Raw genomic sequence first — 25192 nt, forward strand, 5'->3', positions numbered from 1 at the left:
TCATTGGGATGTGAACAAAGGCGGGCGGCGCAGCAAACCGTGCACCGGTCCGAACACCACGGACAGCAGATACAAACCGCCAGCCACCAGCACGATCGCCGGGCCACTGGGCAGCGAGAAGTAGAACGACAGCAACAGTCCGAGCCACACCGAGAGGCAGCCGAGCAGGGCGGCGATGGCGATTAATGTCGGCAAGCGACGACTCCAGAAGCGCGACGCGGCGGCGGGCAACATCATCAAACCGACCACCATCAGCGCGCCGATGGCTTGAAAACCGATCACCAGGTTCAGCACCACCAGGGTCAGAAATACGCCATGAGCCAAGGGGCCGAGTCGGCTGACGGTTTGCAGAAAGAGTGGATCGAGGGTGTCCAGCAACAGCGGTTTATAGATGAAGGCCATGGCAATCAGGCTGAATGCCGAGACCCACACCATACCGGTCAACGTCGGGCCATCGACCGCCAGCGCCGACCCAAACAACAGGTGCAACAGGTCCAGACGTTTACCGGCGATGCCGAGGATCAGCACACCGCAGGCCAGGGAAATCGGGTAGATCGCGGCGAGGCTGGCGTCTTCTCGCAGGCCGGTTCGACGAGTGATCCAGGCAGCGAGTCCGGCCATGCCCAGACCGGCACCGAGCCCGCCGACGGTCAGCGCCGGCAAACTCAATCCGGCAAACCAGAAGCCCAATGCCGCCCCCGGCAAAATGCCGTGGGCCACCGCGTCGCCGATCAGACTCATGCGTCGCAGGATCAAAAACACGCCCAACGGTGCGGTGCTGCATGCCAGAACCAATCCGCCGAGAAGCGCTCGCCGCATGAACACGAACTCGTGGAACGGTTGCCAAAGATGAGCGGCTGCGAGCATCAGGCCACCCGCGTGTGGGGTTGTTGGTGGATCAGATCAACGCTCGATCCGAGGACGCAGCCGGTGCTTTTGATCAGCAACGTTTGAGGAATGTGTTGGCGAACGGCGGTCAGGTCATGGCACACGATCAACTGGGTTCGGCCTTCGGCATGCCAGGCGTGAATGTGTTTCCAGAGCAGCGTTTGGCCCAGTTCATCGAGGGCGGCGTGGGGTTCGTCGAGCAATAGCAATGGTGCGTCGGCGAGACTCAAACGGGCGAGCAGGGCACGTTGTAATTCACCGCCGGACAAGGCCATCAATGGGCGTTGTTCAAGTCCGCTCAGGCACCAGTTTTCCAGCACGGCTTTGAGGCGTTGTCTGCGTATCTCGGGAGACTGCGTGCTGCCCCAGAAACCAGCGGCCACAAGCTCTTGCAGGCTGATGGGGAATTGCCGGTCCAGGTGTTGTTGCTGGGGCAGGAACGAGAGGCTGCCCTTGCGTGGAACATCCAGGATGACTTTGCCGGTCAGCGGTTTTTGCAAGCCCGCGATGACTTTCAACAGGCTGCTTTTGCCCGAGCCATTGGCACCGATGACGGCAGTGAGACTTCCTTCGGCCAGCTTGAAATCCACGGGGGGAGTCAGTGGCTGGCCGGGTGCACCCCAACGCAAGGCTTGGCAATGAATCATGCGGCCTCCCAATTCCAGCGGCTTTCGGCGACCGCATCGTGGGCGTGGAGGCTTTCCGCGTGGACGACTCGTATGTGGAAGGCGTTGATGCCGGGGGCGCGTTTCAAGGCCAGGTTCAAACGTCGTGCGGCGTCTTCGCAGAACATCAGGTTCTGACCGTTGGCCAGCGCGAAGGCTTGTTCATCGGCGCGTTTTACAGCGGTTTGCACGGCGGTGCCGAGAGCCGCTTCGGCGTCGTTGATGATCGCGATCAGCGGCAAGTCATCCAGAAAATCGCCCAGTCGAAGCCGCAATCTCGCAGTGCTCCGTTGGCTGTGAGGCGTTGCGACGATGCCTTTTGTCGAGCCAAGCCAAGACAAAACATCGGCATGTTGCAGCGGCTTGTTGGCGAAGTCATCGACGAATTGCTGCTGAATCAGCTGCCGGGAAAGCGCGGCCGAACACGGACAAGTCGAGGAATAAGGCACGTCGATTTTTAGTTCCACGTGGAACATCGCGTTTTTCAAACGAGCTTCGATGCTCACTGGATAAGTTTTCCAGCCGGCCAATGGGCTGACCAGCGCTGGTCTTTTGAGCAGTAAATCAGTGTGGATTTTTATGTACGCGCTGTTGGACAGTCCTTCATGAGTCTCGAGAAAACGTTGCAAAACTCGCCGCAACAAGGCGGGTGTCAGGTTTTTTTGCTCGAGCATTTCCAGCGCCAAATACAGCCGCGACATATGAATCCCGCGCGCCTCGCCATCGTCGAGGCTAACGCCGGCGTCGGCCATTGCACTCAATCGTTGGCCATCGAACAAAACAGGAAGAGCAATGCCGCACATGCCTACCCAGTCGAGTGGCAGGGCTTGGCGTGAGGCCTGCGCGGCAATATCCGGCAGAGTCAGCGCATTCATGAGCAGGTCCGTCGTGGAAGTTGATTCTCAATGTTATGTTATTACATTGAAATCGACCACGCCTTTTTTATGAACAGACTTTCATCATGTACAGGCCAGCGCGGAGTGAAACCTGAGTCATCTCCAACGCTCGCAACAATCAGAATGGGCTTGTGCATTGTGCTCTTTGTCATCGCAGGCAAGAGGAGAGTGGCTTGATTGTGTTGTTATACTATAACATCAAGTTAAGCCCGACACTGCGACCGGGCATCTCTGTGAGGAATACCTGATGCCCAATCGTCTCCCCGTAACCGTCCTGTCCGGCTTTCTCGGCGCTGGCAAAAGTACGCTGCTCAACTACGTGCTGCGCAATCGCGACAACCTTCGCGTCGCCGTGATCGTCAACGATATGAGCGAAATCAACATCGATGGCGGCGAGGTCCAGCGCGATGTCAGCCTGAATCGTGCCGAAGAAAAACTGGTGGAGATGAGCAATGGCTGCATCTGCTGCACCTTGCGCGAAGACTTGCTGGAAGAGGTGAGCAAACTCGCCAAGGAGGGGCGCTTTGATTATTTATTGATCGAATCCACTGGCATTTCCGAGCCACTGCCCGTGGCGGAAACCTTCACTTTCCGCGATGAAGAAGGGCAGAGCCTGGCCGACATCGCCCGGCTCGACACCATGGTCACCGTGGTCGATGGCATGAACTTCCTGCTCGACTATCAGGCCGCCGAAAGCCTCGCATCCCGTGGTGAAACCTTGGGTGAAGAGGACGAACGCTCGATCACCGACCTGTTGATCGAGCAGATCGAATTCGCCGACGTGATTTTGATCAGCAAGATCGACTTGATCAGCAGCAGCGAACGCCAAGAGTTGATCGCGATCCTCGAACGGCTCAATGCCCAGGCCGAAATCATTCCGATGGTCATGGGTGAAGTGCCGCTGAAGAAAATCCTCAATACCGGTCGTTTCGACTTCGAAAAGGCCGCCCAGGCACCGGGCTGGCTTAAGGAATTGCGTGGCGAACACGTGCCCGAAACCGAGGAATACGGCATCGCCTCGACAGCCTACCGAGCACGCCGACCGTTTCATCCGCAGCGCTTTTACAGCTTCATCGACCGCCCGTGGGTGAACGGCAAACTGCTGCGTTCCAAGGGTTTCTTCTGGCTGGCCAGCAAGCACATGGACGCCGGTAGCTGGTCCCAGGCCGGCGGATTGATGCGCCATGGTTTCGCCGGGCGCTGGTGGCGTTTTGTGCCAAAAACCCAGTGGCCGCAGGACGAAGAAAGCACCGCCGGGATCATGGAAAACTGGACCGCAACCACTGGCGATTGCCGCCAGGAACTGGTGTTCATCGGCCAGAACATGGACTTCGCGCAACTCACCGACGACCTCGACAATTGCCTGCTGACCGACGATGAAATGGCGTTAGGCGTCGAGGGCTGGCGATTGCTGTCAGATCCATTTGGCCCGTGGCACGACGAGGAGGCCGCCTGATGTTGGCACCCAGCCTGAAACTGCGGCCGATCATTTATCAGGTTGAAGGTGAGGCGCCGCGAACGCTGGCCAAAATCCTGGATGACGGGGTAAACCTCGCCGTTTGGCAGCGCCAACTGCCGGCGCACATCGCTGATTTCGGGAGTTTGCTGCTGTCCCTGAACGATCCGCTGGCCGAGTCGCTGGTCCTGGAACTGCCCAGCGATGACACCGAACCCAATCTTCACGGATTGGCCTCAGGTTTCAGCGATCTCGAAGGTTACGAAGGTTTCATCGCCGACATCTCCTGGCTGGTCAGTGCTTTCGCCTGTTTGCTGGGCGCCAAGCGTGTCGGCCTGCGCCTGCGGGTCCTGGACAAGGCCATGTGCCCGCGTTTCCACGTCGATCACGTGCCGGTGCGGCTGATCACCACGTATTGCGGGATCGGCAGCCAGTGGCTGAAGGAAGGTGCGATGGATCGCCGACAACTGGGCAAGCCCGAAGCCGAACCCCAGGACGGGCCGCTGATCGAGCAGATCGCCAGCGGCGCAGTCGCGCTGCTCAAAGGCGAGAAATGGCATGGCAACGAAGGCTTCGGCCTGATTCACCGCTCGCCACAGCTTGGGTCCGGTGAGCGGCGGCTGATCCTGACACTCGACTGGTTGAGCTAGCGGCTCACGGCTTGAGCCAGGTGCCCTGGCTCTGGGCTTCGCAAAACGGCTTCAAATACGCCGCATCCGTGGCTACGCCGTAATAGTGAATTTCCTGCCGGTAAGGCATATTGGCGACTTGGGCGTTGCTGCACACGCCGAACGCGCCGGTGGGGCATTGATCGACGTACTGCACCTCGACTTTCTGGCCAGGAAGGTTCGGCTGGCAGAAACCGTCGGCGAACAGTTTTTCCGGGATGTTGCGGTTTTGCTGGCAGACTTTCACGTCGAGTCGCGCAGCCGTGCTATGTACCACGCAAGCTTGGGCCAGCGCTTCACCTGAAGTGAGTGCCAGGAGCAACGACAATCCCATCAACCGCATCCTTACCTCCTCAGAAACTTTCGACCATGTTGCAGAACATTCCCACGCACGTCATTGCAGGCCCTTTGGGTGCCGGCAAGACCAGTCTGATCAAGCACCTGCTGACGCAGCGGCCGGCGAATGAGCGTTGGGCGGTGCTGATCAACGAGTTTGGCCAGATCGGCCTCGACGCTGCGTTGCTGACCCAGGACGCCGATGGTATCGCACTGGGCGAAGTGGCCGGGGGCTGTTTGTGTTGCGTCAATGGTGCGCCGTTTCAGATCGGCCTCGGACGTTTGCTGCGCAAGGCGCGGCCGGATCGGCTGTTTATCGAGCCCTCTGGGCTTGGGCATCCGGCGCAATTGCTCAGGCAATTGAGTGAGGCGCCGTGGCTAGGTGTATTGGCTGTACAACCCTGCGTACTGGTGCTGGACGCCCTGGCGCTTGCCGCCGGTAAACCGCTGCCGGTGGCGCAACAGGAAGCACTGAGCAGCGCCGGTCTGTTGCTGATGAATAAAGCCGAAAATCTAGACGACGCCGATCGCCAGCGAATCGCTGCACAGTTGCCGGCACGCCCGTTGTACTGGACGCAGCAAGCCGCGTTGCCATTGAGTGAGTTACCTGGGCTTGGGGTTCAGGCTGTAGCGGGTGTGGATAACTTCGTTGCGCCCAAAGGATTGGCGCAGCTGCCGGCCATCTGGACCGAACTTGCGCTGCCAATTTGCTTGAGCCAGGAGCAGGAGGGCGGCTGGAGCGTGGGGTGGCGCTGGCATCCGAGTCAGACTTTCGATGCGACGCTCGTTGGTCGTTGGCTTGAAAGCCTTGCCTGGCGGCGGGCGAAGCTGGTTATCCACAGCGTCAACGGTTGGGTTTCGGTAAATGCGCTGGAAAATTCGATGCTGGATTGGCAGCCCAGCGAATGGCGGCGTGATTCGCGTATCGAGCTGATTTTCAGTGAGCCGCAGGATGTTGATTCATTGCAAAGTAATCTAGCCGACTGCCGGTCGAGCAAGACGTGAATCAAGGACGCCATTTAGTGTGTTCTTGCCGCCACTGGCTCATCTCGATCACCTCGGCGCGCGGTTTCACCACATCGTCTACCGCAGGCGTGTCGTCGAACGGCATCGGGTAGGGCGCCAGCTCAATCTGCGCACTGTGGGCACCGAACTGGGTGATGGTGCCGTTGTGACGGCTTTCACCGGTGACGGTGAATTCGAAGTTATACACACGGGCGAGGCGCCGCCGGCCGTTGGCGTCTTTAATGAACGCAATCTTCTTCAAGGCCACGTTGCCGTCCAGCAGCTCGATTCCGAGCTTGGTGCAATGCAGCTTGACCCGCTCCAGCGCGCGCTCACGCAAGCCGTGGTTATGCCATAACCACGCGCCACCGGTGGCAAGCAGCATCAGGACGAAGATATTTCCAAGGGTCAGCATCAACACGTTGCTCCAACAAGATGGTGTCAGCTTAACTGCGTCGCCGGTCTGTCGTACAGGCTGCGTTTAGTCGCATACTGCGCGGCTTGAATTTCAATCGTTTGACGGAAAACCCACCGCATGAAACGTACGCCTCATCTGCTCGCCATCCAGTCCCACGTGGTGTTCGGCCACGCTGGCAACAGCGCCGCGGTTTTTCCGATGCAGCGGGTCGGGGTGAATGTCTGGCCGCTCAATACCGTGCAGTTCTCCAACCACACCCAGTACGGCCAATGGACCGGTGAAGTGCTGGCGCCGCATCAGATCCCCGACCTGGTCGAAGGCATCGCGGCGATTGGCGAGCTGGGCAACTGCGACGCCGTGTTGTCCGGCTATCTCGGCAGTGCTGCTCAGGGCCGGGCGATCCTGACGGGAGTGGCGCGGATCAAGTCGATGAATCCCAAGGCGCTGTATCTGTGTGACCCGGTGATGGGCCATCCGGAGAAGGGGTGCAGCGTGCCCGCCGAAGTCAGCGATTTTCTGCTGGAGGAAGCGGCTGCCGTGGCGGACTTCATGTGTCCGAACCAGCTGGAACTGGACAGCTTTTCGGGGCGCAAGCCGCAATCGTTGTTCGATTGCCTGGCCATGGCGCGAGCGCTGCTGGCTCGTGGTCCGAAGGCTGTGCTGGTCAAGCATCTGGACTATCCCGGAAAACCGGCGGATGTTTTCGAGATGTTGTTGGTGACGGCCGAAGACAGCTGGCATTTGCGCCGTCCGCTGCTGGCGTTCCCGCGTCAGCCGGTGGGCGTCGGGGACCTGACCTCCGGACTGTTTCTGGCTCGCGTACTGTTGGGCGATAGCCTGGTGGCGGCTTTCGAATTCGCCGCGTCGGCGGTGCATGAAGTGCTGCTGGAAACCCAGGCGTGCTCCAGCTATGAGCTGGAACTGGTACGGGCTCAGGACCGGATTGCCCATCCGCGGGTGCGGTTTGAAGCGACAGCGATAAGTCTTTAAAAGCTTCGCGGGCAAACCTCGCGCCTACAGGTACGGTGAGAAATCTGTAGGAGCGAGGCTTGCCCGCGTGCGATCTAACGACCAAACACGTCAGGCGTCGCCCTTGATGTCCTGATAGCGCTTTTCCAGCTCCTGACGAATCTGCCGACGTTGCTGGGCCTGCATGAAGCGGCGTTTGTCTTCGCTGTTCTGCGGTTGCAGTGGCGGGACAGCAGCCGGTTTGCGGTCGTCATCCACGGCGACCATGGTGAAGAAGCAGCTGTTGGTGTGGCGCACCGAGCGCTCGCGGATGTTCTCGGTCACCACCTTGATGCCCACCTCCATGGAGGTGTTGCCGGTGTAGTTCACCGAGGCCAGAAAGGTCACCAGTTCGCCGACATGAATCGGCTCGCGGAAAATCACCTGGTCCACCGACAGTGTCACCACGTAGCGACCGGCATAACGGCTGGCGCACGCATAGGCCACTTCGTCGAGGTATTTGAGCAAGGTACCGCCGTGGACATTGCCAGAGAAGTTGGCCATGTCGGGGGTCATCAATACCGTCATCGACAGTTGTGCGTTTCCGGGTTCCATAGCGTTCTCACGGTTCAAGGCAGAATTTCGGGAGGGCGGCACCTCTGCGGGGGCCTTGTCAGCTTTTCAAACCAACCGTTATCGGGACGCCGGGCGCGTGGCTGCCGTCACGCCCGGATCGATCTGTTTCCATATATTGCACCGCCTTTCTGCCAGAAGTCGCGGTGTTACCCTTCAAAAGCCCTTTCTCAAGGGTAATTCCCACGCGGAAAATGGTTTTCTACCTTGCCCGATCAGACCTTTCCCACGTCTGTCGATTGAGCAATGTCAGCCAAGGAGCCCCACACCATGCACGCCATCAGTTTCATTCAAGACCTGGCAGTGATCATGTTGATCGCGGGTGTGGTGACCGTACTGTTTCATCGCTTCAAACAACCGGTGGTGCTCGGCTACATCGTCGCCGGCTTCATCATCGGCCCGCACACCCCACCGTTCAGCTTGATCCACGATGAAGACACCATCAAAACCCTCGCTGAACTCGGGGTGATTTTCCTGATGTTCTGTCTGGGCCTGGAGTTCAGCCTGCGCAAGTTGTTCAAGGTCGGCGCCACAGCATTCATTGCGGCGTTCCTGGAAATCGTACTGATGATCTGGATCGGCTACGAGATCGGTCGCTGGTTCGACTGGAACACCATGGACTCGCTGTTCCTCGGCGCGATCCTGGCGATTTCCTCAACCACCATCATCGTCAAGGCTCTCAACGATCTGAAGATGAAGAACGAGCGCTTCGCACAGCTGATTTTCGGCGTACTGATCGTTGAAGACATCCTTGGCATCGGCATCATCGCCTTGCTGTCGAGCATCGCGGTCAGCGGCACGGTCAGTTCCGGCGAAGTGTTTTCAACGGTCGGCAAGCTCTCGCTGTTCATGGTTGTCGCACTGGTCATCGGCATTCTGCTGGTGCCGCGATTGCTGGCTTACGTGGCGAAGTTCGACAGTAATGAAATGCTGCTGATCACGGTGTTAGGCCTGTGTTTCGGCTTCTGTTTGCTGGTGGTCAAACTTGAATACAGCATGGTGCTAGGCGCCTTCCTGATTGGCGCGATCATGGCTGAATCCCGGCAATTGCTGAAAATCGAGCGTTTGATCGAACCCGTTCGCGACCTGTTCAGTGCGATCTTTTTTGTCGCCATTGGGTTGATGCTCGATCCGATGATCCTGCTGCAATACGCGTGGCCGATTGCGGTGATCACCGTGGCCGTGGTGCTGGGCAAGATGTTTTCTTGTGGCCTTGGTGCCTTTATCGCTGGCAATGATGGACGCACCTCACTTCGAGTCGGGATGGGGCTTTCGCAGATTGGCGAATTTTCTTTCATCATCGCGGCGTTGGGCATGACGTTGCAGGTCACCAGCAACTTCCTTTACCCGGTCGCCGTTGCCGTCTCTGTGATCACCACATTGCTGACGCCTTACTTGATCCGCGCGGCTGATCCGCTGTCGATCAAGCTTGCCGCGGTGATGCCGAAGCGACTGGGCAGGGTATTGGGGATGTACGGCGAATGGCTGCGCAGCATCCAGCCCCAGGGCGAGGGCGCGCTGCTGGCGTCGATGATTCGGCGGATTCTGTTGCAGGTGGGCGTCAATCTGGCGCTGGTGATTGCGATCTTCTTCTCGGGTGCTTTTTTCGCCGAGCGCATGTCCGCTTACCTGCAAGACTGGATCAGCGACCCGAGCTGGCAGAAAGCGTTGATTTGGGGCGGGGCGTTGCTGTTGTCGCTGCCGTTCCTGATCGCCGCCTATCGCAAGCTCAAGGCGCTCTCGATGCTGTTGGCGGAGATGGGCGTGAAGCCGGAGATGGCCGGCCGCCATACGCAGCGTGTGCGTCGGGTGATCGCCGAAGTGATCCCGATCCTCTCGCTGCTGGTGATTTTTCTGCTGCTGGCAGCCTTGTCGGCCAGTATTCTGCCGACCAACAAGTTGCTGGTCCTGATCGTCGTCGTCGCGGCCGCTGTGGCGGCGCTGCTCTGGCGCTGGTTCATCCGCGTGCACACGCGGATGCAGGTGGCGTTGCTCGACACACTGGACAACCACAAGGATTCGTCCGGGCATTAACCCTGTAGCGCGTCAGGCGTCTCAGCTTTCCAGCCAGACGTCCCGCGCCCAGTGCCATACCGATTCCCAGGTTTCTTCGGCGATCAGCTCTTCTTCGGCCAACCACAGCACCACGGTGCCGTCTTCTTCGACCAGGTAGTAGTTGTCACCGTCCTGGCAGATCGGAATCATGCTGCGATCAACACCCGCATCCCAGGCATTGGCGGCAACGTCCGGCAGGTAGGTGTGGGATTGCGGGTCGGTAACGGTCACCGGCTCCAGGCTGCCGTAGACGACGTCGCTGACGGTCAGCAAAAACTCCCTGAAGACAAACGGAATGTCGATGAACAGCTGTTCTTCGATTTCCACCAGTTGATCTTCGTCGGGTAACTCCAAGGGGACCGGTACCGGTTCGTTGGCTTCACGCAGTTGTTCGATGATTTCTTCCACGTCCGGGATCCTCTTGCTTGATGGCGCGGTTTAGTTGGGGCGGTTTATACAGTAGCTCGCTATAGATGCAACCGCGAAATAGAAAACCCCAGCCGAGGCTGGGGTTTTTATTACAACATGCTTAACGCGGGAGGGGATCAGCCGTTCTGGCGGATACCGGCGACCAGCCAAGGCTGGTTCTCGCCCTGCGGACGTTCCATGTTCCAGCTTTCGCTGAACACTTCGCCCTGGTCGAAACGCGAGGTCTTCGACACACCGGTGAAGGTCAGGGTGGCGATGGTCTTGTCGGCCCGATCATCCACGCCGTCCAGTTGAACATTGAGGTTATCAATGTAGGTGGACTGGAAACCGTCGCCCAGATCGGCACGTTCGCGCTTGAGGAACTCCAGCAGTTGCGGAGTCACGAACTCGGCGATCTTGTCCATTTCGTTAGCGTCCCAGTGCTGCTGCAGGGACTGGAAGTGGTTGCGGGCCGCTTCAATGAAGTTGTTCTCATTGAACCAGGCCGGAGCATTGATTACCGGACGAGCGGCAACCGGTGCTGCCGAGCCGCCGAAGATCGAGCCCATGGCCGCTGGCTTCTGCTCGAACACTTCACGCTGCATCGGGGCGCCAGCTGGAGCCATGTGCTCCTGCTGCTTGCGACGCCGAGCGGCGATGAAACGGAAGACCAGGAAGGCGATGACCGCCATGATCAGGATGTCGAAGATCTGCATGCCCTGGAAGCCGTCGCCCATGAACATGGAGGCCAGCAGGCCACCGGCCGCGATGCCGGCCAGAGGGCCGAGCCAGCGCGAAGCACCGCCGGCCTTGGCGGCAGCGCCCGCGGCACCGGCCGCGCCCGCAGTGGCGGCAGCACCACCTGCGGCAGAAGAAGGAGCCATTTGGCTGGTCTGGTGAGTCGGCGCAGCGCCGGAGCTCTTGCCGCCACCAAAGCGCTTGGCGGCATTGGCGTCGAGGCTCATCGTCAGGCCAATGCACAACGCCATGGCGATGCTAAGAAAACGTTTCATAAAGGGAATTCCCATTTGTGGAAGGCACGCGCGCCATGTTGCACAGCTGGAGTGTTACTGGCTAGCGGCAGAGTGTTTCGGGCTTTTGCCTGACAGGTTGTGTTCAGCTTCAGTCAGCGCAATAAGACCTGTTAGTTTTGGTCTGTAGGACGAGTGGATTAGTTCTGTAGGAAAAGCGACAAGCGCCGCTGCACGATCAAACTGTGGGAGCGAGCCTGCTCGCGAATAGTTGCAGCGCGGAATAGCAGAAACACCGCGTCATCGTTCATCGCGAGCAGGCTCGCTCCCACAGAAATGTCCCTGACGGTCGCTTTTAGATCGCTTCCAGCTTCGCGTAACCCAGCATCAACCACTTGCTGCCTTCGCTGAAGTTCACCTGCACCCGAGCCTGGGCCCCGGCGCCTTCGAAGTTCAGGATCACACCGTCGCCAAACACCGAATGCCGTACGGTCTGGCCGAGGCTGAACCCAGTGTCCGGGATCTCGCTACCGCCAAACAGGCTGCTGGAGCTCTGCTGCTGGCCGCCGCCGAACGGACGGCTGACACTGTTGGACAGCCGCACTTCCTGGATCAGGCCTTTCGGCACTTCACGTACGAAACGCGACACCTTGTTGTAAGTCTCGCTGCCGTACAGGCGTCGGGTTTCCGCATAGGTCATCACCAGGTTCTGCATGGCCCGGGTGATTCCGACGTAGGCCAAACGGCGCTCCTCTTCAAGACGACCCGGTTCTTCAAGGCTCATCTTGTGCGGGAACAGGCCTTCTTCCATGCCCACCAGGAACACGTAAGGGAATTCCAGGCCCTTGGCACTGTGCAAGGTCATCAGCTGAATGCTGTCTTCATGCTCGTCTGCCTGAGTATCTCCGGCCTCCAGTGACGCGTGACCGAGGAACGCCGCCAGTGGCGACAGGTCTTCGTCTTCTTCAGCATTTTCGAAGTTGCGCGCGGCGCTGACCAGTTCCTCAAGGTTTTCTACCCGTGCCTGGCCTTTCTCGCCTTTTTCCGCTTCGTGATAGGCGATCAGTCCGGACTGCTCGATGACAGTCTGGGTCATCAGATGCAGCGGCATATCCATGCACTTGGCGGCGAGGTTCTCGATCAACTCGATGAATGCGCCCAGCGCGCCGGCCGCACGGCCGGTCAGGCCTTTGTTAGCCACCAGCAGGCGCATGGCTTCCCACATCGACACATCGCTGTGGCGGGCATGGTCGCGGATCGCTTCAACGGTTTTCTCGCCGATACCGCGAGCCGGAACGTTGATCACCCGCTCCAGCGCTGCATCGTTGCCGCGACCTTCCAGCAAGCGCAGGTAGGCCATGGCGTTTTTGATTTCTGCCCGCTCGAAGAAGCGCTGGCCGCCATAAATGCGGTACGGAATACGCTCGCGTAGCAAGGCTTCTTCCAAAACGCGTGATTGGGCGTTGGAACGGTACAAAATCGCGATATCGCTACGGGCCAAGCCGGTTTTCAGCGCGCTTTCGATGGTTTCCACCACGTAGCGTGCTTCATCGTGTTCGTTGAACGCGGCGTATAGATTGATCGCTTCGCCTTCGCCGCCGTCGGTCCACAGCTCTTTGCCCATCCGTCCCGTGTTGTTGGCGATCAGGGCGTTGGCAGCCTTGAGAATCCCGGCAGTGGAGCGGTAGTTCTGCTCTAGACGAATGGTTTCGGCATCCGGGAAGTCGTCGGAATACTGATAGATGTTCTCGATTTTCGCGCCGCGCCAGCCGTAGATCGACTGATCGTCGTCGCCGACCACCATCAGGCTGTCGCCGCCCTTGGCCAACAGCCGCAACCAGGCGTATTGCACGGCGTTGGTGTCCTGGAACTCGTCCACCAGAATGTGCCGGAAGCGCTTCTGATAATGGGCGAGCAGGCCCGGATGATCGCGCCACAGATCGAGGGCGCGCAGCAGCAGTTCGGAGAAGTCGATCACGCCAGCGCGCAGGCACGCGGCCTCGTAGGCTTCATAAATGCTGCGCATGGTCGCCAGGAACAGGTCGCCGCTGGCTTGAATATGTTGCGGGCGCAGACCTTCGTCTTTCTGCCCGTTGATGAACCACTGGGCCTGACGGGCCGGCCAGCGCTGCTCGTCCAGGCCCAGCTCGCGGATCACCCGCTTGACCAGTCGTTGCTGGTCGTCGCTGTCGAGAATCTGGAACGTCTGGCTCAGGCCGGCTTCCTGCCAGTGCGCCCGCAACAAGCGGTGCGCCAGGCCGTGGAAGGTGCCGACCCACATGCCGGCCGGGTTGATACCCATCAGTTGCTCGATGCGGTGACGCATCTCCGCAGCGGCCTTATTGGTGAAAGTCACCGACAGGATTGAGTGGGGCGAGGCGTTTTCGACCTGGATCAACCAGGCGATACGGTGCACCAGCACTCGGGTTTTACCGGAACCAGCACCGGCCAGGACCAACTGACGACCCACGCGGGCAGCTACGGCCTGGCGTTGGGCATCGTTGAGGGAGTTCAGCAGAAGGGAGAGATCATCGCGCATCGGGGCATTCTAGGGGGCGGCGTCACACCGGGCAAACCCTGCATTGTTTTAGCCGATGAAAGATAAGTGCAGGACGACCGGTCAGTCACTGGCTGCAAGCGTTGGCGGGGCTCGCTTGGCTGCTTTTACACGGGGACCAGGCAGTCGATACTTTGGTCTATTTATCATCCGGGGCAGTTTGGCCGGGGCATTTGCTTGTGTATGCTCCGTCGACGTTTCGGGCTCATGCTCATCATTATAAGAACAAGAACATTGCCTATGACCCTCAGCACCGACCTGTCGGGCCCCGTTGTGGAACCCCGGGTTATCCGCAAACAGTACGCCATGGAAATGGCGGTCGAACGCACGCGTCTGCTTTATCAGGGCTCGTTGCTGCCCACGTTATTCATGTTGATCAACGGTCTGGTCTGCGCTGGCTTGCTTTGGAGCCCGCAGCGCTACTTCCTGGTCAGCGTCTGGCTGGTGTGGCTGTTGTCGCTGGTGGCGCTGCGGGTGATTCAGGTCGCGGCCTTCGATTCGGCGATACCCAACCGTCAGGCCCATCCGATCTGGCGCCGCATGTTTTTGCTGGGTTCGGCCATGACCGGCCTGACCTTGGCCGGCGCCGGCATTGCGTTGGTGCCCGCCGATAACTTCATGCAACAAGCCTGGGTGTTCGGCCTGATCGGCGCCGCCGCCCTTTCGGCCAGCGTTGCCTATGCGGTCAGTCTGCCGGCGTTCCTGTCCTTTACTTTGCCCTGTCTGTTGCCGGCCATTGGCTATCTGTTCTGGGGCGGCGATGAACAGAGTCAGGGCTGGGGCTGGTTCGGCCTGATTTTGCTCGGCGCATTAAGTGTGGTCGCCTGGCAGGTCAATCGGCTCATCAATAACGGTCTGTTACGGCGCTTCCAGAATCAGGCGCTGATCGAACACTTGCAGCAGGCTCAAAACTGCAGCGACCAGCTCAATCAAAAGCTGGCCAAGGAAATCGACCAGCGTCGTCGTGCCGAAGACGAGTTGCGGCAAATTCAGATCGAGCTGGAAAGCCGTGTCGCCCAGCGCAGCCTGGAACTGGATGCCGCCAACCAGGCCCTGAGCAAGAGTGAAGCGCGTCTCGCCCTGGCGTTGAAGGCCAGTGAATTGGGCTTGTGGGACTGGAACCTGCAAACCGACGAAGTTCATCACACCCAGCTTCAGGAGCTGTTTGGCCTGGAACCGGAACTCGTGACGGCAATGCTTCGCCACCTCAAGCCGCGGCTGCACCCCGATGACTTGCCGTCGCTCAAGCGCGCGCTGGTCGAGCATTTGAAAGGCCGCAGCGACGACTATCAGATTGAGTACCGCGTCCGCCACGGCGATGGCCATTGGGTCTGGATCGAGGACCGAGGTCGGGCGGTTGAGCGCGGCGAAAATGGCCGGGTGATCCGCATGGTCGGTACCCGTCGCGACATCAGCGTCAGCAAGGCTCTGGAAGAGCAACAACAACTGGCCGCAACGGTGTTCGAAGCCGCCAGTGAAGGCATCGTGATTTTCGATCCGAATTACGCGTTGATCGCGGTCAATCAGGCCTTCAGCCGGGTCACCGGCTATGACACTGACGACATGATCGGACGCAACGTGGTCGAGTTGCCGTGCAGCCGCGATGCCCGCCGACACTACGCTGCGATTCGTCAGGCGCTGGAGCAGCACGGCAGTTGGCAGGGCGAGTTGGTCGAAACCCGCAAGAATGGCGAGTTGTATCCGCAATGGTTGCAACTGAACGCGGTGCGCGATGCTCGGGGAAATGTAAGCCATATCGTAGGCTTCTTCGCCGATCTATCGGCCCGGCGCGAATCCGAGGAGCGCATGCGTTACCTGGCGCATTACGATGAATTGACGGGGCTGGCTAACCGTTCACTGTTCCGCGAGCGGCTAAACGAGGCTCATCAGCGGGTGCGCCAGGGCGGTTACCGCAGTCTGGCGTTGCTGCACATCAATCTGGACCGTTTCAAGCTGCTCAACGACAGCCTTGGCCATGAAATCGCCGACCAGCTCTTGCAGAAAATGGCCCGGCGGTTGGTCAATGCATTACCTGAGGCAGACACCATCGCTCGCTTGTCCGGCGATGAGTTTGCCGTTTTGTTCAATGCCTACGGCAACCTGTCTAGCCTGGCGCGGGTGGCGACCCGACTGTCGTCCAAGCTGCGTTTGCCGATCACTGTCGAGGGCCATGAACTGGTGGTTAGCGCGTCCATGGGCATCAGTCTGTTGCCGGACAACGCGCGAGAAATCTCCGCGCTGGTTCATCAGTCCAACATGGCGATGCAGCATGCCAAGCACTTGGGCGGAAATAACTTCCAGTTTTACACCGACAGCCTGCAAGCCAGCACGCTGGAGCGTTTGCAGCTGGAAAACCAGCTGCGTAAGGCCATCGAAGAGAAGCAGTTGAAGGTGTTTTACCAACCGAAGTTGTGCCTCGCCACGGGGCGGTTGAATGCCGCCGAAGCGCTGGTGCGCTGGGATCATCCAACGATGGGCCGTGTGCCGCCAGGGGATTTTATTGGCCTGGCCGAGGAAACCGGGTTGATCGGCCCGATCGGCGAGTTCGTGTTGCGTCAGGCCTGCTGGCAAGCCTGCGAGTGGCAGCGTCAGGGGCTTGCGCCGATTCGGGTGTCGGTGAATCTGTCGGTGCATCAATTGCGTCAGGGTAAGTTGGTCAGCCTGGTGCGTCAGGTGCTGGAGGAAACCGGTCTGGCGCCGCACTACCTCGAACTGGAACTCACCGAAAGCCAGTTGCTGGACAGCGTCGAGCACATCATCGCGACCTTCCAGCAATTGCGTGATTTGGGGGTCAAGTTGGCGATTGATGACTTTGGCACCGGGTATTCGTCTCTGAGTTACCTCAAGCGCATCCCTGTGGATTACGTGAAGATCGATCAGGCATTTATCCGCGGTCTGGGGGAGGGTAGCGAGGATGCGGCGATCACCCGGGCAATTATTGCCATGGCGCACGGCTTGTCGCTCAAAGTGGTGGCCGAGGGTGTGGAGCGGGCAGAACAGTTGGCGTTTTTGAAAGCCGAGCACTGCGATGAAGTGCAGGGCTATTTGATTAGTCGCCCGGTCGAGGCCGATGGCCTGGCGGCGCTGTTGCGTGCGGACGCGAAACCCTTGTAAGGGCTACATGGAGCGCATGTGGCGTGAAATGGGGACATCGAGTTACGCATTGAGCAGGCAAAAAGCCGATTCATGTAGTATAACTACAAGCGTGCTACATCCCCGGCACCTGCCAATAACAAAGAGTCCAGCCCTTTGAATCTGCTGCAACACATCGCCCAGTCACGCCACCTCTTACGCAAGTCGGAGCTCAAGGTCGCCGACCACGTGCTGCTTGATCCTGCGGCGGTGATGCACAGCTCCATGGCCGACCTGGCCCACAACGTGGGCATCAGCGAGCCGACCATCGTGCGCTTCTGTCGCGCCATCGGTTGCTCCGGTTTCCAGGACTTGAAGCTGAAACTGGCACAGAGCCTGGCTGCCGGCGCGAGCTTCGGTCAGTTCGCGATTCATGAAGACGACTCGGTCGCTGACTACAGCCTGAAAATCTTCGACACCACCCTGCACACGCTGATGGAGGTTCGCGAGAAGCTTGATCCGGTGGAGTTGCAGCGTGCCGTGTCGTTGATGTCGCAGGCCCAGCGGGTCGAGTTCTATGGCTTTGGCGCGTCGGGCGCAGTGGCGGCCGATGCCCAGCATAAGTTCTTCCGTTTGCTGCTGACGGCGGCGGCGTATTCCGACCCGCACATGCAAGCGATGTCGGCGGTCACGTTGAAACCGACCGATGTGGCGATCTGTATTTCCCAGTCCGGGCGTTCCAAAGATTTGTTGATCACCGCCAATCTGGTGCGCGAAAGCGGCGCTTCGCTGATTACCTTGTGCCCGAGCCAGACACCGCTGGCCGAACTGTCGACCGTCAACCTGGCGATCGATGTGCACGAAGACACCGAGATCTATACGCCGCTGACCTCGCGCATTGCCCACCTGGTGGTGATCGACGTATTGGCAATGGGCGTGGCCATGGCGCGCGGGCCGAGCCTGGTCAATCACCTCAAGAGCGTCAAGCGCAGCCTGCGCAGCTTGCGGTTGTCGCCTAAATCGGTAAAAGCGCTGGACGATTGATTCTTCTGGAATTGTGGTGAGGGGGCTTTCCCCCGTTGGGTCGCGCAGCGGCCCCAAAATCTTTGCGACTGCTGCGCAGCCGAACGGGGGCAAGCCCCCTCGCCACAGAACAACGTTCATCTCCCTGTAACCCGCCCGCCGCCAAACCGTCATCCCTCGCGCCTATCTTGAAACTCCCGTAAACGCCTTGGGAGACTCGAAATGGCCCAGCCCTACGAAGAACGCAACAGCGCCGTCAGAACCCGTCGTCAGCAGGAAGACCAGCGCCGCATGGAATTTCGCCGCGCTATCGAAGATCGCTGCGAACGTCGCCAACTGCTGGCCGAGATCGGTGATTTCCCTGAGCTGGAACTCAACTACTGGCAGGCGGCACCGGCAGCTTCCCGTCGAAGCGCTCAACCAGCGCGCTGATCTGCACCCGCTCACTGCGAATAAACGCAAGGAATGCGTGCGCCACTGGTGACAGCCGTTTTGCCTTGGCTTGCACCAGGCACCAGCTGCGGTACAACGGCAGCTCTTCGACTGGCAGCTCGACCAACCCGCCGGTCGCCAACTCAAGGTTCAGGGCGTGGCGCGTCAACAGCGCCACGCCCAGACCCGCCACCACACATTCACGCTGAGCCTCAGCTGACGAGACTTCCTGGGTCTGGTTGAAGTGCACGCGCTTCTCTTTGAAATATTCTTCGCAAGCCAGCCGCGTCCCGGAGCCGGATTCGCGCATCAGCAGTGTGTAGGGTTCAAGATCCTGCAAGCGCAGCGGGCCCATGTGGCACAGCGGATGATCCGGCGGCGCCACAGCAACGATCGGGTTGTTGAGGAATGGCAAGAACTCCAGCCCCATGTCCTGCGGCACCATGGACATGATCACCAGGTCGTCGCGGTTGTCCGACAGGCGTCGAATGACCTGGCCGCGATTGACCACCGTCAGTTGCAGGTTCACTTCCGGATGCTGGCGCTTGAACGCGGCAAACAGATGCGGCACGAAATACTTGGCGCTGGATTCCACTGCCAGCTTCAGTTGTCCTTGCAGCGATCCCTGCATGTCTGAAAGCTGCATATCGAGGTTTTCTAGCCGCCCGAAAATATCCCGGCTGGCACGTTGGAGGGCTTCGGCTGCCTCGGTCATGTAGAGCTTTTTGCCGACGTAATCGAACAAAGGCTGACCAATCAGCTCTTCAAGTTGACGAATCTGTAGGCTCACGGCAGGTTGTGTGAGAGACATTTCATCGGCTGCTCGGCTGTAGGAGCGCAAATCACAGACTTCATTGAAGATCTGTAATTGACGTAATGTCATACGCATCAAGGACTTACGCATTTTATTGGCTCTCTCGACGCAGGCTGATGGCTCAACTATAAGTCTTTACTTATGACTGACCCAATTATTAATCATTTTTGTTAATCCCTTGTGGGGGCTAGTGTGGGGCTGCGACTGAATCGAAACATTTGGTCACGCGTCGACCTGGTCTAGCAGGTCGTGGGTACCACCGGCTCAAGGGAACCTCCAAGTGATAAAAAAGATCCTGATCGCCAACCGTGGTGAGATTGCCGTACGAATCGTGCGTGCCTGCGCCGAGATGGGCATTCGCTCGGTCGCGATCTATTCCGACGCCGACCGCCATGCGCTGCATGTGAAGCGTGCGGACGAGGCCCACAGCATCGGTGCCGAGCCACTGGCCGGCTACCTGAATGCGCGCAAGCTGGTGAATCTGGCTGTGGAAACCGGTTGTGATGCGCTGCACCCCGGCTACGGCTTCCTCTCGGAAAACGCTGAACTGGCAGATATCTGCGCCGAACGCGGCATCAAGTTCATCGGTCCATCGGCTGAAGTGATTCGCCGCATGGGCGACAAGACTGAAGCCCGTCGCAGCATGATCAAGGCTGGCGTACCCGTTACCCCGGGCACCGAAGGCAACGTCGCGGATATCGCGGAAGCTTTGATCGAAGGCGATCGCATCGGTTATCCGGTGATGCTCAAGGCGACTTCCGGTGGCGGTGGCCGCGGTATCCGTCGCTGCGACAGCCGAGAAGAACTTGAACAAGCATTCCCGCGAGTTATTTCCGAAGCCACCAAGGCTTTCGGTTCGGCGGAAGTGTTCCTGGAAAAATGCATCGTCAATCCGAAGCACATCGAAGCGCAGATCCTCGGCGACAGCTTTGGCAACGTGGTGCATTTGTTCGAGCGTGACTGCTCGATCCAGCGTCGCAACCAGAAGCTCATCGAGATCGCCCCGAGCCCGCAACTGACCCCTGAACAGCGCGCCTACATCGGCGACCTGTCGGTGCGCGCAGCCAAGGCCGTGGGTTACGAGAACGCTGGCACCGTGGAGTTCCTGCTCGCCGAGGGCGAGGTGTACTTCATGGAGATGAATACCCGGGTGCAGGTGGAACACACCATCACCGAAGAAATCACCGGCATCGACATCGTTCGCGAGCAGATCCGCATCGCCTCCGGCCTGCCGCTTTCGGTGAAACAGGAAGACATCCAGCACCGCGGTTTCGCGCTGCAATTCCGGATCAACGCCGAAGACCCGAAAAACAACTTCCTGCCGAGCTTTGGCAAGATCACCCGTTACTACGCACCCGGCGGTCCCGGCGTGCGTACCGACACGGCGATCTACACCGGTTACACCATTCCACCGTTCTACGACTCCATGTGTCTGAAATTGGTGGTGTGGGCGCTGACTTGGGAAGAGGCGATGGACCGTGGCTTGCGCGCCCTCGACGACATGCGTCTGCAAGGGGTCAAGACCACCGCCGCGTACTACCAGGAAATCCTGCGCAACCCGGAATTCCGTAGCGGTCAGTTCAACACCAGCTTCGTTGAAAGCCATCCTGAACTGACCAACTACTCGATCAAGCGCAAACCCGAAGAGCTGGCCCTGGCCATCGCCGCCGCCATCGCCGCCCACGCAGGCCTGTGAGGAATAGAACAATGAGCAAGAAAATCCACGTTACCGACACAATCCTGCGCGACGCCCACCAATCGCTTCTCGCGACCCGCATGCGCACCGAAGACATGCTGCCGATTTGCGACAAGCTCGACAAAGTCGGCTACTGGTCGCTGGAATGCTGGGGCGGCGCGACCTTCGACGCCTGCGTCCGCTTCCTCAAGGAAGACCCGTGGGAGCGTCTGCGCCAACTGCGCGCGGCCTTGCCTAACACTCGCCTGCAAATGCTTCTGCGTGGCCAAAACCTGCTGGGCTACCGCCACTACAGCGACGACGTGGTCAGAGCCTTCGTCGCCAAGGCCGCGGTCAACGGCATCGACGTGTTCCGCATCTTCGATGCGATGAACGACGTGCGTAACCTGCGAGTCGCCATCGAAGCGGTGAAAGCAGCTGGCAAACACGCCCAGGGCACCATCGCCTACACCACCAGCCCGGTGCACACCATCGAGGCGTTCGTGGCGCAAGCCAAGCAAATGGAAGCCATGGGTTGCGACTCGGTGGCGATCAAGGACATGGCAGGCCTGCTGACGCCGTACGCTACCGGCGAACTGGTCAAGGCATTGAAATCCGAGCAATCGCTGCCCGTGTTCATTCACTCGCACGACACCGCTGGTTTGGCCGCGATGTGCCAACTCAAGGCCATCGAAAACGGTGCCGACCACATCGATACCGCGATCTCCAGCTTCGCCTCGGGCACCAGTCACCCAGGCACCGAGTCGATGGTCGCCGCCCTTAAAGGCAGCGAGTTCGACACCGGACTGAATCTGGAGCTGCTGCAAGAGATCGGTCTGTACTTCTACGCCGTGCGCAAAAAGTACCACCAGTTCGAAAGCGAGTTCACCGCTGTCGACACCCGTGTTCAAGTCAACCAGGTACCGGGCGGGATGATTTCCAACCTGGCCAACCAGTTGAAAGAGCAGGGCGCCCTGAACCGCATGAGCGAAGTGCTGGCGGAAATCCCGCGCGTGCGTGAAGACCTCGGCTTCCCGCCGCTGGTGACCCCGACCTCGCAGATCGTCGGCACCCAGGCGTTCTTCAACGTGCTTGCCGGTGAGCGCTACAAGACCATCACCAACGAAGTGAAGCTTTACCTGCAAGGCGGTTATGGCAAGGCGCCGGGCACCGTGAATGAAAAACTGCGTCGTCAGGCGATCGGCAGCGAAGACGTGATCGACGTGCGTCCGGCTGACCTGCTCAAGCCGGAAATGACCAAGCTGCGTGCCGAAATCGGCGCCGTGGCCAAGTCTGAAGAAGACGTGCTGACCTATGCCATGTTCCCGGACATCGGGCGCAAGTTCCTCGAAGAGCGTGCCGCCGGCACCCTGACTCCAGAAGTGCTGCTGCCGATTCCTGAAGCAGGCGGTGTGACCTCGGCCGGTGGCGAAGGCGTGCCGACCGAGTTCGTCATCGACGTCCACGGCGAAACTTACCGCGTCGACATCACCGGTGTGGGCGTCAAGGCTGAAGGCAAGCGTCACTTCTACCTGTCTATCGACGGCATGCCGGAAGAAGTGGTGTTCGAACCGCTCAACGAATTCGTCAGCGGCGGCAGCAGCAAGCGCAAGCAAGCCACTGCACCGGGCCACGTCAGCACCACCATGCCGGGCAACATCGTCGACGTGCTGGTCAAGGAAGGCGACACCGTGAAGGCCGGCCAGGCCGTGCTGATCAGCGAAGCGATGAAGATGGAAACCGAAGTGCAATCGGCCATCGCCGGCAAAGTCACCGCCATCCATGTGGCCAAGGGCGACCGGGTGAACCCGGGCGAAATCCTGATCGAGATCGAAGGCTGAGTTAACAGCCTCGATACACTGCTTTAAACCTCGGGGGGGCATGTGCTCCCCTTTTTTCGCCCCGGGTTTTTGACTGTCAGAAACTCATTCGCCACTGACCCGTGACGCCGTGGTTTCGGCTGTCGGTGCCGACCTCGCCAGTGAGGCCGACGCCCAGGGTGTGTTTTGCTGACAACCCAAGGTCCAGCCCGGCATCGACCAGCAGACTGTCACGGTCCAGCGACGCGCCGGAAACGCTGAAGTTTTTTCCGCCCGTCACCAATCGTTGGCGGGTATCGCTGTAGATGTCCCCGTACGTGTGTTTCCAGCCGGCACTGAACCGCGGTGTCAGTTGCATGCCGTTATCCAGCGTGTTGAGTTTCGCCAATCGCAGGCCGAATGTGCTGTTCAAATTGTTCTGCGTTTGACCCTGTACCTTCAGCGCCGCTGCGCCACCTTTTTCTGTGTAGGTGTCGCGCTGATAGCGTTGGTAACCCAGGCTGGCAAACGGTTCGATGCTGACGTTCGCCCGGCCCAGGTTGTAACCCAATTCTGCAAAGGCCTGCTGGGTGTTGGCATCGTAACGGCCTTCGGGGCGGTCGCTGAAACCTCTGAAGGCAACCCGGCGTTTAGTGCTGCCGTCGTGGTTGCTATAGGTCGCGCCCAGGCGCAGGGACATTGGTCCGTTTTGCCGCAGGGCATAAGCGCCCAAATGCCAGCTGTCGAGATCGCCGTCGAGTCCTCGACTATCCAGGCGCGTCTCGGATTTACCGCTCATTACACCGATGCGCCATTCCTCATCGATGCCCCAATCCGCTCCCAGTACCAGGCCGTGGGTTGTGTGTTTCAGAGCATCGTAGTCGCGATCCAGCGTCCCACCGTGACCCAATGCTTGCAGCCAGACCCGGCCATTGTCTTCACTGCCGGCGGCCAGGCGTGGTGCATTGCGCTTGCTGGAATTGATGTAGCTATTGGCGCTGTCCAGCTGACGCATGGCCGAGAGCATGGTGGCGCTGATTGGGCTGTCACTGTTCAGGGTCGCTTTTGCAAGGTTGGCGTTTTGGCCGCCAGCCAGCTGTTCGATGGCAATAGATGCCGTTTGTTTGTCAGCGCTGAGCAGGGCGACGACAGCTGCGTTTGTTGGGCTGGATGCCTTTGGCACTGTGGCGACGGGATTGGTAACAGGAGGTTGAGTTGCGGCTGCGACGGGCTGGTCGGTGATGGGTGGCGAAGCGGCTGTGACGGGCTGTTCGGTGGTATGCGGCGTTGCGGCTATCGAAGGTTTTTCAGCGGTAGTTGTTGGTGTGGTGACCTGAACGGATGTGTCGGGACTCGCAGGTGGATTCGGAGCTACAGCAACGGAGGATGCTTGAGGTATGTCCGTTGGCTCTTCAATGCTTTGGGCGACTTCCTTCCCGTTATCCGTGGTTGCGACATTTTCGATCGGCACATCGTTACGGAGGAGGATCAGGTCGACCTTCTTTTCTTGGTAATCGAGCTTGGGCGTTAAGAAGGCAAGGTTATTGATGACTTTCCCAAATTCCCCTTCGACTTTACTGGCAGCAAGGATGGTGTTTTCGCTGAGTAACGGGTAGTCACCCGGTGCTGCAACGATATTCAGTGTGGCGCCGCCGAGGTCGGCGGTGCCACCGACTAATATCGTTTCACTTTTACGGTCGGGATTGACCTCGTAGGTTAGCTCGGCAGTTTTGGAGAGATTCAAGTCACCTCTAACTTTCGGTGCTCCGTGCAAACCGTCGACAGAAAGCTTTCCGTTTACCGTCAGGGAACCCGTTACACCGTTGCCCGCAAAGGCACCTTTTTCATTGATAACTACGTCGCCTTCGATAGTTCCAGGATTGTTCAGCGTGCCGCCTGATTGCACGGTTGCGCTGCCGCCAATCCTTCCGTTGTTGACAAGCGTTCCTTGGGACAATGCCCCGCCCTGGATATCTCCGTTATTTATTAGCGTTGCTTTTGAACGTATCAAGACACCGGTATTGAAATCACCGGAACCATTCATGGTCCAAGTGCTTCGTTTGAGTTCCAGGCCTTCAAAACGACGACTCTCACCTAGCGTGCCACCGCTCGCGGTATCAAGTTGCAGGAAGTTGATGCCGCCACCACCGTCAATCAATCCTGCAAGGGCTCCGCGGCCAGACACAATGACCAGATCATCTCCATCGCCGAATTTTCGATCAATACCATCCGATGCTTTGCCAATGGTGTTTTTGTCGGTGGCGGGATCATTGATAAATGCGTCCATCGCCGCGATGAGCTGCTCTGGCGTTGCACCCGAAGGAATGGCGTCGAAGGATAGTTGCTGGGCAAGCGAAATTTGAGTGCAACCCAGCGTAAGCGCAACGGCCAGCGCCAGGTGTTTTGGTCGGAATTTGTGTTGAGCGGACATCGAGTACGGCCTCGTTTGAAAGGAGGCCAAACTCTAAGAGGC

21 protein-coding genes are annotated in these 25192 nt (G+C 59.2%); 10 read left to right on the forward strand and 11 right to left on the reverse strand.

The features are described from left to right. Genes AC3WP4_RS07285 through folE2 form a run of 3 tightly spaced genes read right to left on the reverse strand, consistent with a single transcriptional unit; the run spans position 1 to position 2428 of the window. Positions 1-867 (reverse strand): metal ABC transporter permease, encoded by an 867-nt coding sequence (locus AC3WP4_RS07285; protein WP_102614500.1) that lies wholly within the window; start codon positions 865-867, stop codon positions 1-3. After that, positions 867-1535, reverse strand: coding sequence for a metal ABC transporter ATP-binding protein (locus AC3WP4_RS07290; protein ID WP_102614501.1), 669 nt, complete (start codon positions 1533-1535; stop codon positions 867-869). Before AC3WP4_RS07290 ends, AC3WP4_RS07285 begins: the two co-directional genes overlap by 1 nt. Continuing rightward, positions 1532-2428 carry a GTP cyclohydrolase FolE2 gene (gene folE2, locus AC3WP4_RS07295; RefSeq protein WP_102614502.1) on the reverse strand — a complete coding sequence of 299 codons (897 nt, stop codon included), beginning with the start codon at positions 2426-2428 and terminating at the stop codon, positions 1532-1534. Before folE2 ends, AC3WP4_RS07290 begins: the two co-directional genes overlap by 4 nt. A gap of 268 nt (positions 2429-2696) precedes the next feature. Between folE2 and zigA the strand changes: the two genes are divergently transcribed. Together zigA and AC3WP4_RS07305 are read left to right on the forward strand one after the other, a co-directional pair. Then, positions 2697-3905, forward strand: a complete 1209-nt coding sequence (zigA, locus tag AC3WP4_RS07300) for a zinc metallochaperone GTPase ZigA (protein WP_102614503.1) — start codon at positions 2697-2699, stop codon at positions 3903-3905. Then, complete coding sequence (locus AC3WP4_RS07305) at positions 3905-4555, forward strand: DUF1826 domain-containing protein (RefSeq protein ID WP_102614504.1); 651 nt, start codon at positions 3905-3907, stop codon at positions 4553-4555. Before zigA ends, AC3WP4_RS07305 begins: the two co-directional genes overlap by 1 nt. Before the next feature lie 4 nt (positions 4556-4559). Here the strand turns inward: AC3WP4_RS07305 and AC3WP4_RS07310 are convergent, their stop codons facing one another. After that, a complete protein-coding gene (locus AC3WP4_RS07310) occupies positions 4560-4916 on the reverse strand; it encodes an NADH:ubiquinone oxidoreductase (RefSeq protein WP_102614505.1) in 357 nt (118 codons plus the stop codon). Between the two features lie 26 nt (positions 4917-4942). On the opposite strand from AC3WP4_RS07310, the gene AC3WP4_RS07315 reads away from it, so the two are divergent. After that, complete coding sequence (locus AC3WP4_RS07315) at positions 4943-5914, forward strand: CobW family GTP-binding protein (protein ID WP_102614506.1); 972 nt, start codon at positions 4943-4945, stop codon at positions 5912-5914. A 1-nt stretch (position 5915) separates the two neighbouring features. On the opposite strand, the gene AC3WP4_RS07320 is transcribed toward AC3WP4_RS07315, so the two are convergent. Further along, positions 5916-6329: a DUF3301 domain-containing protein gene (locus tag AC3WP4_RS07320; protein WP_074872152.1), complete on the reverse strand. Its 414-nt coding sequence runs from the start codon at positions 6327-6329 to the stop codon at positions 5916-5918. Between the two features lie 120 nt (positions 6330-6449). Between AC3WP4_RS07320 and pdxY the strand changes: the two genes are divergently transcribed. Beyond that, a complete protein-coding gene (pdxY, locus tag AC3WP4_RS07325) occupies positions 6450-7322 on the forward strand; it encodes a pyridoxal kinase PdxY (RefSeq protein ID WP_074872150.1) in 873 nt (290 codons plus the stop codon). Between the two features lie 90 nt (positions 7323-7412). On the opposite strand, the gene AC3WP4_RS07330 is transcribed toward pdxY, so the two are convergent. Then, positions 7413-7895, reverse strand: coding sequence for an acyl-CoA thioesterase (locus AC3WP4_RS07330; RefSeq protein WP_074872148.1), 483 nt, complete (start codon positions 7893-7895; stop codon positions 7413-7415). Positions 7896-8183: 288 nt separating this feature from the next. On the opposite strand from AC3WP4_RS07330, the gene AC3WP4_RS07335 reads away from it, so the two are divergent. After that, positions 8184-9947: a cation:proton antiporter gene (locus AC3WP4_RS07335; protein ID WP_074872144.1), complete on the forward strand. Its 1764-nt coding sequence runs from the start codon at positions 8184-8186 to the stop codon at positions 9945-9947. A gap of 21 nt (positions 9948-9968) precedes the next feature. On the opposite strand, the gene AC3WP4_RS07340 is transcribed toward AC3WP4_RS07335, so the two are convergent. The 3 genes from AC3WP4_RS07340 to uvrD form a co-directional block, all read right to left on the reverse strand. Beyond that, the gene (locus tag AC3WP4_RS07340) at positions 9969-10376 is read right to left on the reverse strand and encodes an SMI1/KNR4 family protein (RefSeq protein WP_008156656.1); all 408 of its coding nucleotides are present in this window, start codon (positions 10374-10376) and stop codon (positions 9969-9971) included. Positions 10377-10513: 137 nt separating this feature from the next. Further along, positions 10514-11389 (reverse strand): Tim44 domain-containing protein, encoded by an 876-nt coding sequence (locus tag AC3WP4_RS07345; protein WP_102614507.1) that lies wholly within the window; start codon positions 11387-11389, stop codon positions 10514-10516. 313 nt (positions 11390-11702) lie between these two features. Continuing rightward, positions 11703-13886: a DNA helicase II gene (gene uvrD / locus AC3WP4_RS07350; protein WP_074872141.1), complete on the reverse strand. Its 2184-nt coding sequence runs from the start codon at positions 13884-13886 to the stop codon at positions 11703-11705. Positions 13887-14144: 258 nt separating this feature from the next. On the opposite strand from uvrD, the gene AC3WP4_RS07355 reads away from it, so the two are divergent. The 3 genes from AC3WP4_RS07355 (at position 14145) to AC3WP4_RS07365 (ending at position 18431) form a co-directional block, all read left to right on the forward strand. Continuing rightward, positions 14145-17018: an EAL domain-containing protein gene (locus tag AC3WP4_RS07355; protein WP_102614508.1), complete on the forward strand. Its 2874-nt coding sequence runs from the start codon at positions 14145-14147 to the stop codon at positions 17016-17018. A 135-nt stretch (positions 17019-17153) separates the two neighbouring features. Next, a complete protein-coding gene (hexR, locus tag AC3WP4_RS07360; RefSeq protein WP_008156648.1) occupies positions 17154-18020 on the forward strand; it encodes a transcriptional regulator HexR in 867 nt (288 codons plus the stop codon). Between the two features lie 201 nt (positions 18021-18221). Beyond that, the gene (locus AC3WP4_RS07365; RefSeq protein ID WP_076029232.1) at positions 18222-18431 is read left to right on the forward strand and encodes a PA3496 family putative envelope integrity protein; all 210 of its coding nucleotides are present in this window, start codon (positions 18222-18224) and stop codon (positions 18429-18431) included. Here AC3WP4_RS07365 and AC3WP4_RS07370 read toward each other — a convergent pair. Continuing rightward, on the reverse strand, positions 18373-19335 hold the full coding sequence (locus AC3WP4_RS07370) for a LysR family transcriptional regulator (protein ID WP_074872135.1): 963 nt from the start codon (positions 19333-19335) through the stop codon (positions 18373-18375). The genes AC3WP4_RS07365 and AC3WP4_RS07370 overlap by 59 nt on opposite strands. Before the next feature lie 190 nt (positions 19336-19525). On the opposite strand from AC3WP4_RS07370, the gene AC3WP4_RS07375 reads away from it, so the two are divergent. Then, positions 19526-20941 carry an acetyl-CoA carboxylase biotin carboxylase subunit gene (locus AC3WP4_RS07375; RefSeq protein WP_008156643.1) on the forward strand — a complete coding sequence of 472 codons (1416 nt, stop codon included), beginning with the start codon at positions 19526-19528 and terminating at the stop codon, positions 20939-20941. Positions 20942-20952: 11 nt separating this feature from the next. Continuing rightward, on the forward strand, positions 20953-22761 hold the full coding sequence (oadA, locus tag AC3WP4_RS07380) for a sodium-extruding oxaloacetate decarboxylase subunit alpha (RefSeq protein WP_074872132.1): 1809 nt from the start codon (positions 20953-20955) through the stop codon (positions 22759-22761). A gap of 76 nt (positions 22762-22837) precedes the next feature. On the opposite strand, the gene AC3WP4_RS07385 is transcribed toward oadA, so the two are convergent. Then, positions 22838-25150 carry an autotransporter outer membrane beta-barrel domain-containing protein gene (locus AC3WP4_RS07385; protein ID WP_102614509.1) on the reverse strand — a complete coding sequence of 771 codons (2313 nt, stop codon included), beginning with the start codon at positions 25148-25150 and terminating at the stop codon, positions 22838-22840. Positions 25151-25192 lie beyond the last annotated feature (42 nt).

The organism is Pseudomonas sp. FW305-20, assembly GCF_058788075.1.